Source organism: Mesorhizobium sp. M1A.F.Ca.IN.020.06.1.1, from assembly GCF_004023265.1.
Lineage (GTDB): Bacteria > Pseudomonadota > Alphaproteobacteria > Rhizobiales > Rhizobiaceae > Mesorhizobium.
In genome coordinates this window covers 1-9,849 of the sequence record NZ_RZSR01000104.1, presented here as the reverse complement: position 1 = coordinate 9,849, position 9,849 = coordinate 1, and the positions used below count along the sequence as shown (strand labels likewise).

The window sequence follows — 9,849 nt, the reverse complement described above, 5'->3', positions numbered from 1 at the left end:
GCTCTTGAGCGTTCCGTTCATCCCGTTCGGGTAAAAGCCGCCCTTGCTCACACCCGACTGATCGGTCAGATAGACGATGCGCAGCACCTCCTGCGGCGTCCTTGTGAAGGCAATCGCATCCGGCGTCGAAGGAACGACGTTGGCCTTGCCGTCAACCTGAATGCCCTGGTCTTTGTCCTCGTTCCCATCGATCTTGTCGCGTGCGTCGGAAACCGCATTCGCCGCCTTCCAGGCCTTCTCGCCCATGCGATAGAGCGAGGAACGCGCCATTCCCATGTGATAGGCCTCGACCGCGAGAATTCCAGCTGCGGCAGCGAGGAATTCCTTGTTCTTCAGGACAGTTGCCGCACCGGCGTAGGCGGTGACACCGACGTCCTCGAACAGCATGCCGCCGAGCACGAAATTCATCTGGTTGCCAAACGCATCGAAATCGTCGCCGAGGCCGGCCGCCTTGGCGACCGCGGCGAAGCCGGCATCGAAATCGATCGCCGGCCGGTCCACCGCGTTCGACGCCAGCGTCTTGCGATAGAACCTGACATGGGCAAGTTCGTTTTCCGCGACCTCGCGCATGAATTCACCGAGCGCGGGCGTATCGAACGCAACCTTTTTGCCGCCGACGACGTCGCCGGGTTTGGAACCGATGTCCGAGTCCTCGATGCCTTTTCCCGTGGTGCCGCGGAGGTAATATTCGGCCTCCATATATTCCAGGTTGAGCGCGAAGCGGAAAATGTCTTCGTCTTTTATGTCGTCCTGCGCGGCAGCAGACGAAGTCGCAGCAATGCCGGCCGCTGAAGCAAGGGTCGCTCCGAGACCGATTTGCAGTGCCCGGCGGCGACAAACATGAAGTGAAGGCGTGACAGCGGTCATAGCTTCCTCCCGAAGCCCGCCTGTCAACCGGTTTGGCCTCAATGAGCGGGCCAGCCGCCAAACTTCGCAGAAGGCAGAATGTTCCTGAAAAGAAGCCGATATGGCTTTGCCTGGGGGAGCCTGATGCGGCCGCGATACGGCTCGCGTGGCGCTGGTGCGGTTTTGCGCAGCCAATGGCTCGAGCCCTGTCGCCCGGGCGGGCGCCGGGCTTGCAGGCAGAGCGGCGACGGGCGCCTCGCCGCGACCTCCGGGCCATGAACAAGGCCCAGGAGATCGCCTGCCGCGCTCGGCTTCGCGCTCCAGCCTGACGAGAGCTCAAGCCGCCAGCTCTACCTCACGGGCTGCGGCGATCATGACGCCGGCGAGCAGGCCGTAGGCGGCTTGCCAGGCCTCGCGGACCTGAGGCGTGAAGGCCGCAGTCCGCCACCGCGTTCGCAACAATAACGGATTCGGTTGAGTTACAAGAGGGTGTCTCGCGCCAGATTCAGCGGCCCAGCGTCACTTCGCAGGAACGTGGGCCGCCCTACTCGCACTGCCGGCGCGGGCCGCCGTCATAGGGCTGGTAAGTGTTGTCCTGCGGATCGTAGGAGCGATAGCGGCTGAAGCAGGAGTCGATATGATCGCCCGACATCTGCGGGCCCAGCAGCCGATCCCTGGGAGGCTGGTCTTCCGGCAAAATCTCTTCCGGCGGGCCGCCATAAGTCGTCGCGTAGCCGTCCCGTGTCGTGGCGTAGCCTTCCACCTCGGCCTGGTCGTCAGTCACCTCGCCTTGATTGTTCATCCAGGGCTGATCGGGTTGGCGCCCGTCGGTCGAGGCTGTGCGATCGCGGCCCGGATCGAAATAGGGCGAGATGCAGGGGCGGATCTCCCCGCTGTAGGAGCGGTAGCTGTTTTCTTGCGGGCGGTAGCTCCGATAGCGGTTGGCGCACCATTCGAGATGCGCGTCGGGCAATCGTGCCTGCTGGGCCGGCGCCTGCTCCGAAGGCTGTTCCGCCGCATCGGCCTGGCCCGTCTGTGAACCATTTGGCGGAGAGACCTCGGGCAACGGCTGCAACTGCCGCGGCGCGGCGGCTTGCGGCGTTGGGAGAGCTGCGGTCTGCGTGGCCGTATCCGCCGCTTTGGCCCCCTCGTCCGCCTTAACGGACACGCCGGCGGCCTGCTGGGCCGGGATGCGCTCGAGATCCTGCTTCGCCGGATCGACGGGCCTGACGTCCTTGGTCCAGAGCTCCGAAACGCCGATCGCCGGCGTTGCCTGGCGCACCGGCTTGGCGGCCAGCAGCCAAGTGGCGAAGGCGAGCCCTGAGGCAAACACGGCCAGGGTCAGCACGAAGCCGCCGACGATTCCCAACAATGCCTTCACGCTGCTCTCCTTCAAGCCCCCGCTATACAATGCGGGGGGCGGGATGGGAGTTCCTCTGCCACCTCTCGAGATGAGGGACTAGGCGACCACCTCGCGATACTCCCTCACCTTCCCGTCCTGCCCGCGAATCCGCCATGTCTCGCTGTCCCGGCCCTCGATGTGGCTGGGGCCGAGCGGCACCTTGCCGCCGCCATCGGGCAGATCGATGACATAGGTCGGGTTGCAGATGCCGGAGAGGCGCTGGCGCAGATCCGCGGCCAGCGCCTGGCCCTCGACAATCGTGGTGCGGCGGTGCGCCATGCCCGGCGCCAGATCGCCATGGTGAAGATAGTAAGGTTTTACGCCCAACCGATAGATCAGCTCGCGGCAGAGCTCTTCCAGCACCTCGACCTTGTCGTTGACGCCCTTCAAGAGAACGCTCTGGTTAAGCAGAACAAAACCCGCCTGCCGCATGGTCCGGCAGGCCGTTTCGGTGTCCGGCGTGATCTCGCGTGGGTGGTTGAAGTGAGTGACCACCGTCACCATCAGCCTTCCTTGCAGGGCCGCCACAAGGCCGGGCGTGATGCGCGACGGCAGCGCCACCGGCACGCGGGTGTGGATGCGCAGGAGCCGGACATGCGGGATGGCCTCGATGCGGGCGCGGATTTCGGTGAGCGCCTTGTCGGGCAGCGACAGCGGATCGCCGCCGGTCAGGATCACCTCGCGGATCTCGCTATGTTGGTCCATGTAAGCGAGGGCCGGCTCCAGCGCCTCGCGCGTATAGCCGCGGCCAATCGAAGTCAGCGATTCCTTGCGAAAACAGAAGCGGCAATAGACCGAGCATTGATAGGTCGGGAACAAGAGCACGCGGTCGGCATGGCGATGCGTCAGCCTGGGCACCGGGCTGAAGGCGTGGTCGCCGATCGGATCGCCGAGCTCGCCCTCGGCAGTGATCAATTCGTCCGGCGATGGGATCACCTGCGCGCGGATCGGATCGTTCGGATCGTTCCAGTCGATCAGGTCGAGATAGGCTTTCGGCACGCGCACCTTGTGGGCGGCGGCGGCTTGCTGCGCAGCGGCGCGCTCGGCCGGTGAGAGCGGCAGGGCTGCGAGGTCGCGCACATGGCGCACGCCGGCACGCACGTCGTCCTGCCAGGCGGCGTCGGGTCCGCGCGCGACTTCCTTGAGATCGGTATTTGAGGTCATTGGGGTCTCGGTACGAACTTGCGCGGGATATCGGCCGGATGGATGGCCGGGTCAATCGTTTTGGTTGCCGCAGAGCGGTGGAGTGGCGCGCGAGACCGGCCGGGCCTGATGCCCGGCTTGTCTCGTGGCTTTGAGCGCGACGAAATTGGCGCTAATTTGGCGCAGGCTTCGGGGGCGAGACGAATGGATTTCAGCGCAGGCCATGGCTACCTTCTCATCGGTGGGCTCATCCTGGTCGGCGCCGGGCTGCTGATCATTTCGCTCATCGTCAATCTGCGCGTGGCGCACAGCGTGCGCGACGAACTGCGCCATCGCGAAAAGCTGCTGGAATATTATCGCAACATCTTTTCGCAGCTGGGCGTGATCCTGATCGGCATCGGCGTTTCGCTGTTCATCTTCTTCTTCCAGCAGAACTATCAGGACCAGCGCAAGCGCGAGACCGAGCTGCAGCAGGTTCTCGCCAAACTGGCGGCGCGCGTTGCCCGCGGCGCCCCCGTCATCGAAACGCTGGGCGAGTTCGACGAGATACTGGATGAGGGCAGCGCCTATGTCGGCCCCGAACACGGCGGAAGCAACGCCGCGATCACCGCCAGGGGAACGGAGCTCGCCAAGCAGGTCGAAAAGATCCTGCTGGTCGAACGTGATGTCGATGTTCGAGACTTCGAAATTCTGAACCTGTCGCGCGACCTCGAAGCCACCTTTGTCGTCAACGAGATCGATCCGACGCTGTGGTTCAACATCGTGCGCGACGAGAACGAGATCAAATACGCGACGACGCAGTTAGCCCTCGACTACAAGGACCTGCATGACGCGATCGGCGACGAGGCGGTGGAGGCCGCGGTCGCCAAGCCCGACAAGGAACCGAAGATCAAGCACGAGGTGCTCGACATCCTCTATGACGCCGACCTGCTGCGCCAGCGCAGCAGGCGGTTTCTCGCCCGCGCCTGCTGGCTCTTCAGCAAGGGCAAGAGTTTCGTCGCCCTTGCACCGGTTGATGCGATCGAGACCGACACCAAATCGCAGCAGGAATGGATCGACCGCGCGAAATCGGTCCTGACGCAGACAAAGTCGGGCAGCGGCGACTGCTTCAAGCTGCTCCGCTACGGCCAGGCATCCTGAGCCCGCTGGTCTTTGTTTTGATGCTGTCGTTCACCCAGAATCGCCGCACGGCTCTGGGTGAAGCGATCAGTCTCCCACCCGCTGCAGCCTGCCCAGATGATTGTCGTCGAGGAACTCGATCGTCATCGCCGAGGCCTTGCCGTCGGGGCCGACGACGAAGCTCACGCCCGCCGGCCGGTCCGGCGTCTCGGCGTCGGGATGGGTCAGGAACAGATCGGCGTCGAAATGCGTCAGCGAATAGGACCGCGCTCCGGCCGGTCCGACCTCGAGCACAAGGCCGTCGCCCGCGCTCGACACGGTCACGCCGCCGATGAAGTCATTGCCGTAGCGGCCGGAATAGGCGCTGGCCGGCCGGGCCGGCCTTGGCGGAGACGGAGGCGCGGCATATTCGGCCTTGGCCGCGGCGATCGCCGGACCCAGCATCCCGGCATAGATTCCGTCCCAGACCTCGACCCAGTCCTTTTCGACTTTTCCGTCGAAGACCAGATCGGCAAAGCTGTCGGACAACCCTTCCGGGACACCGGTCGGGAAGGCGTTCGTAAGGATAACGATGCCAAGCTTCTCCTGCGGAAACAGCGTCGCCACCGTACGCGCACCGACGCTGAAGGCGCCTGCATGGCCCCAGCTCAGGCCGTGCCGGCCGAAATCAATATTCCAGCCGAGGCCATAGAAAGACTCGCCTCCGGTTACGGGATTGCGGCCGAGCGCCATCTGAGGCAGATGCGTCTGTCGCAGCGCATCGGAAGCAATCAGCCTCCGGCCGGCATAAACCCCGTCGCCGAGCACCAGGCGCATCCATTGCATGAGATCGCGCGCGCTGGAATTCACGCCGCCCGCCGGTGCCTGAGGATCGACATTGCGCTTGACCTTTGCGGCCCAGACGCCGTCGATCTTGACATGCAGCGCGGCGCGATTGGCGCGGCTGATGAAGTCCGCGTGACGGGAGCTGGTCGCGGCCATTCCAAGCGGGCGGTAGAGCTTTTCCTCCGCGACCGTCTCCCAGGGCTTGCCTGTCGGCTTCGCGGCCGCCACGGCACCCTCGGTCAGCCCGAAATTGCTGTAGGAATAGCCGGCGCGAAAGCTCGACGATGGCGACACAAAGCGGAGGCGGCGAAGGATTTCGGCGCGGTCGTAGCCGATGCCCTCAAGGTCGTCTCCGGCAGTGCCGGGAAGGCCGCTGCGATGCGTGAAAAGATCGCGGATGGTGACTTCGCCGGTGGGATAGGGATCGGCAAGGCGGAAGGCCGGATCGAGATCGGCGATCTTCGAATCCCAGGATACCACCCCGTCGCTGACCAGCGCGGCCACGACGGTAGCCGAGATCGGCTTCGAAAGGGAGGCGATCTGGAACACCGTGTCGGCGTCGACCGGCTCCGGTCTGCCGGCTTCGCGATGCCCGAAACCCTTGAGGAAGATCACCTTGTCGTCATGCACGACGCCGATGGCAAGGCCGGGGACGGCACCATCGGCGACGGCGGCTTGCGCCAGCGCTTCGAGCTTCGGCAAGGCGGCGGCGATGCGCGCGGGCGTGACGGGATCGGCCGATGCCGCGTGCGGCCAAAGCGCCAGTCCGGCGATGAAGGCCAAAACCGTCAAATGACAGAGATCCCGACCAAGCCGCATCGCGCTCCCTTCCCTGCATTCACCCTAAGATTGTACAGGCCGGCACCGGCCTGGCCAAGCCCTGCGCCGCCCTGATCATCCTCCCAATCGACTGGTGTGGCGCCGGGTGCGTCCCTCACCTCTGGGCCTGCGCCCGCCTTAGAAGATCCGGCCGTCCCCGACATCATGGCTGTGCTCTGGACACGAAAGCTTGCGTTCCTTCGCGCCCCCCTCTGTCCTGCCGGACATCTCTCCCACTTGGGGGGAGATCAGATGTGGCGCCGGCTTTCGCCAATCATCGCGGAAGGCCGGATATTAAATTCGGGTTCTCCCCGGGATTCCGCCACGCAAAAGCCGCCAAGTCAGGCGAAGGCCACAAGGGCTTTGGTTTGAATTGGGGTTATAGAATGCGGCTGGTCTGGGCGTTTTTGTTCGCGCTGGCGAGCGGCGTGGTTTTCGCGGCATCGCCGGAGGACGACTATATCGCCGCGCGCGACAAGGCGATTTCCGACATCGCGGCGCAGGAGAGCTCGAACGCGGAAGTGGAGGCGCTCGATGGCGCCAACACCAAGGCGCTGGCCGATCTGGAAAAGCGTCTTTCCGCCATTCTCGGCCCGCTTGCGGTCAAGGATTTTCCGGCAACAGGCACGATCAATCTGCAGAGCCTGAGCGCCTCCGATATTGGCTTCGGCATGCTGGACGGGCTGCGCTACGCCAAGAGCGATGCCGGCCCGAGCATCGTCGCGACGACCCGCGGGTTGGTCGAGCGCTGGCTGCGGTCCAAGGCTGACGAGGACGATGAAGGCCTCCGGCTGCCCGCCGGCATCGACGAGGCGCTCAAGCTAGACGCCTTCTATACGCAGGCGATCGGCAGCGACGCCGCATTCGTGAAGACGCTCGACTTTTCACTGAAGAAGCCCGAAGGCGCCGATATCGCCGTCGCGCGGCTCGGCGGCTGGACCCAGGATGTCGGACCGATCTACGACCAGCAGGTCGTCGTCGCGGTCGTCAAGGGCGACCGCGTCCTGGTCGCCGAGGCGCCCGCGTCCCCGCCCGTGCCGAAGATCGCGGCCTGCGAGGCGCTTTGGACCGCGGCGGACGCGGCTGCCCAGAAATTTCAGCAGGCCTATCAGAACTCGGACCTGAAGGACCAGCAGGCCTATGATTCCGCCAACGCCGCCTGGGAAAAAGGCGACGGCGATTATCGCGCCTGCATGGGCGAGCGCCTGCCGGGCGATCCGGGCTTCCCGGCACTGCTTGCCGAGGCCCAGCAGCTTGCTGACCGGATGACCGGCAAGTAGGCCCAGAGCGATGAAGCGCTGAGCTGGCTAGACACCCTTCCTCAGCTCGCGGCGGCCCTCATGTTTCGCCGGCGCCTGGCGGTGGGTCGCGCCGGCTCCACGATATGCCCGTTGGTGACATGCCCGTTCGTCACGGGCACAACATCCTGCCGGGCCCGGGCGTCCGTCACCCTGTGCAGCCGCTCGTAAGGCAGCAGCTCCTTGATGCGGGCATTCAGCGTCTCGACCTCGGCGCGCAGGTCCTCGCATTCCTGTTTCTGGATATCGAGCTGGATCTGCTCCGACGCCTGCTGCAGCGATAGCTGCGAGAGGTTGGTACTGATCACCGACAAATTCTTCTTGTCCAATTCGCTCTCGTTCCTGAGAACGGCAAGCTTCTCTTCCGCGATCTGCCGCTCGGTCACGGCGTCATTCAACTGCGCCCTCAGTCCTGTCGCCTCGGCGACCGCATCGGTCTTGTCGATGGAGGCCTGCTCGAGCCGCGATTGCAGCTCCTGGATTTCGGAGCGCAAGCCGCGCAGCTCTGCCCGGCTCCGCGCCAGCTCCGCCGCGCCATCGCTTTCGGCAATGCGGGCGGCTTCGGTTACCTCGGCAAGCTTGGCCTGCGTCGTCTCCAACGATTTCTGCAGCCGGGCCTCCTCCTTCTCGTGGCTGCCGAGCTGGGCCACAAGTTCGGCAATCCGCGTGGCTTCGTTGGCGTGGGTCGCCGCGAACTCGTCGAATTTGTGCCGGGCCTCGGCCTCGCGCTTTTGCGCCTGCTCCAGCTCGATCGAAAGCCCGACCTGCTTCTCGCGCAGCAGCTTGTTCTCGACAGCGCGCCTGTCGGCTTCGACGGTCTTGGCCGTCAGGGTCTTGACGATCTCACCGAACTCAGCCTCGCGCCTGGCGCTCTCATTGCCCATCTCGACCATTTCGAGCCGCACCGCTGCAAGCGCCTCGCGCAGCGACTCCCTGTCCTGGACGAGACTTGCCTCGCGCTGCTGCCAGGCCTCGGCCGCGCCGTCGCGTTCGCGCTGCTTGCGCGTAGCGTCAAGCAATTGTTCCGACAAGGCCTTGTGTTCGGCGCCCAGAGCGGCGTTCTCCAGCTCCAGCTCATTGGCGCGCAGCGCATCGCGATGCAGGGCGTTCAGGATATCGCGCGTCATGTGGTGCGCTGTGGCGATCTCGGCCAGCCTTGACCCGATCTCCTCCAGATGACCCTGTCCGTCGCGGAAGAGTCCGGAAACGGCTTCCAAGGCGGCCAACCGTGTCTGGGTGTGCGGCGTCAGCCGGGAGGCGGAAGCCTCGGACTGAGTCTCGCCCGGCGGATCCTCCTCGCTTGCCGCCAGGTCGGCGGCAGAATCGTATCCCGGGGACGTCTCTTCGTCAGCCGAAAGACATTCTTCGAAAGCCTCTGCCAGATCCGACTGGAGCTCTTGAAATTCCTTGTCTACGTCCTCGGCCCGTTTGATCAGGGATTTGAAATTCATAACGGCACACCTCTTACGCTCACACCCGCCGTATTACTTAACGAATTGCTAATCTAGCCCTTAACGTTCCGTACGGGAAGCCTGACCAAAAGAAGGAAGGAATTAAGGTTATCGCGGATTTCCAGAGGCTTGCGCGGTGTTCCGTCAGCGGCATCTGCGCTCAGCGCGGTAAACGGTTAGAATGGCCTGCGTCGGCCGCACGTCATCGAGCCGCAAGCGAGCACCTGGCGCCCGCTGCGGGCGGATCACTCGTTGGAAAGGGAGCCGTTCCACGCTCCAGCCAGCACCTACGCCAGCGTTGGCCGTTCCATCTAGCGCCGAGGTTCCGTCATGCCGCAGGGGCCGGACCCGTCGGTCCAACCCCTGCATCCAGGCATCAGCTCTTGATTTCGATACGCTTGGCCTGCGACTGCGCCTTCGCGGTCTTGGGCAGCATTACCGTCAGCACGCCGTTCTTGAAGCGGGCATCGATCTTGTCTTCTTCGATCTCGTAGCCCAGCGGGATTCGACGCTCGAAGCGGCCATAGATGCGCTCGGAGAACTGCCGCTCCTTGTCCTCCGTCTCGGAGCGCTTTTCACCCTTCAGCGTCAGCACGCCATCATCAAGCAGCACCTCGATGTCCTTCTCGTCCAGGCCCGGGACTTCGGCCGCCACCTTGATCTCCTTCTCGTTGTCGGAGATCTCAACGCTCGGCCAGCCGTCACCAAAGGCTGATACGCCGCCTAGGGACGGCAAGCCGGAACCGAAACCCCGGAAGACGTCGTCGAACAGCCGATTCACCTCGCGCTGCAGCGACAGGAAAGGATCGCGTTCGCCGTCGCGGAAGACACTTGGAACCTGGTTACCATTGTTTCGGCCCCAGGGAATCAGATCACGAACACTCATTTTTTTCCTCCTTTCTGTTCATCCGGAAGACAAGGCCCACAAGCGCCGGGAACATCACCC

At 64.2% G+C, this 9,849-nt stretch carries 8 protein-coding genes; 2 read left to right on the top strand and 6 right to left on the bottom strand.

The annotated features are described in order from the left end of the window. From EOA60_RS07305 to EOA60_RS07290, 3 genes are all read right to left on the bottom strand, one after another. Positions 1-867: ferritin-like domain-containing protein (locus EOA60_RS07305; RefSeq protein ID WP_164899216.1), on the bottom strand; the 867-nt coding region annotated here is incomplete at its 3' end. A 523-nt stretch (positions 868-1,390) separates the two neighbouring features. Continuing rightward, positions 1,391-2,227 (bottom strand): BA14K family protein, encoded by an 837-nt coding sequence (locus EOA60_RS07295; protein ID WP_095824685.1) that lies wholly within the window; start codon positions 2,225-2,227, stop codon positions 1,391-1,393. Positions 2,228-2,305: 78 nt separating this feature from the next. After that, positions 2,306-3,412: a KamA family radical SAM protein gene (locus tag EOA60_RS07290; RefSeq protein ID WP_095824632.1), complete on the bottom strand. Its 1,107-nt coding sequence runs from the start codon at positions 3,410-3,412 to the stop codon at positions 2,306-2,308. Positions 3,413-3,595: 183 nt separating this feature from the next. Between EOA60_RS07290 and EOA60_RS07285 the strand changes: the two genes are divergently transcribed. Then, complete coding sequence (locus EOA60_RS07285) at positions 3,596-4,531, top strand: hypothetical protein (RefSeq protein ID WP_067321982.1); 936 nt, start codon at positions 3,596-3,598, stop codon at positions 4,529-4,531. Positions 4,532-4,597: 66 nt separating this feature from the next. On the opposite strand, the gene EOA60_RS07280 is transcribed toward EOA60_RS07285, so the two are convergent. Further along, positions 4,598-6,154: a serine hydrolase gene (locus tag EOA60_RS07280; RefSeq protein ID WP_095824633.1), complete on the bottom strand. Its 1,557-nt coding sequence runs from the start codon at positions 6,152-6,154 to the stop codon at positions 4,598-4,600. 386 nt (positions 6,155-6,540) lie between these two features. Here EOA60_RS07280 and EOA60_RS07275 point away from each other — a divergent pair, with 386 nt between their 5' ends. Further along, positions 6,541-7,434, top strand: coding sequence for a hypothetical protein (locus tag EOA60_RS07275; protein ID WP_095824634.1), 894 nt, complete (start codon positions 6,541-6,543; stop codon positions 7,432-7,434). 41 nt (positions 7,435-7,475) lie between these two features. Here EOA60_RS07275 and EOA60_RS07270 read toward each other — a convergent pair whose 3' ends face one another. Further along, positions 7,476-8,903: a hypothetical protein gene (locus tag EOA60_RS07270; RefSeq protein ID WP_095824635.1), complete on the bottom strand. Its 1,428-nt coding sequence runs from the start codon at positions 8,901-8,903 to the stop codon at positions 7,476-7,478. Positions 8,904-9,279: 376 nt separating this feature from the next. Further along, positions 9,280-9,789, bottom strand: a complete 510-nt coding sequence (locus tag EOA60_RS07265; RefSeq protein ID WP_128311190.1) for an Hsp20/alpha crystallin family protein — start codon at positions 9,787-9,789, stop codon at positions 9,280-9,282. Between the last annotated feature and the right edge of the window lie 60 nt (positions 9,790-9,849).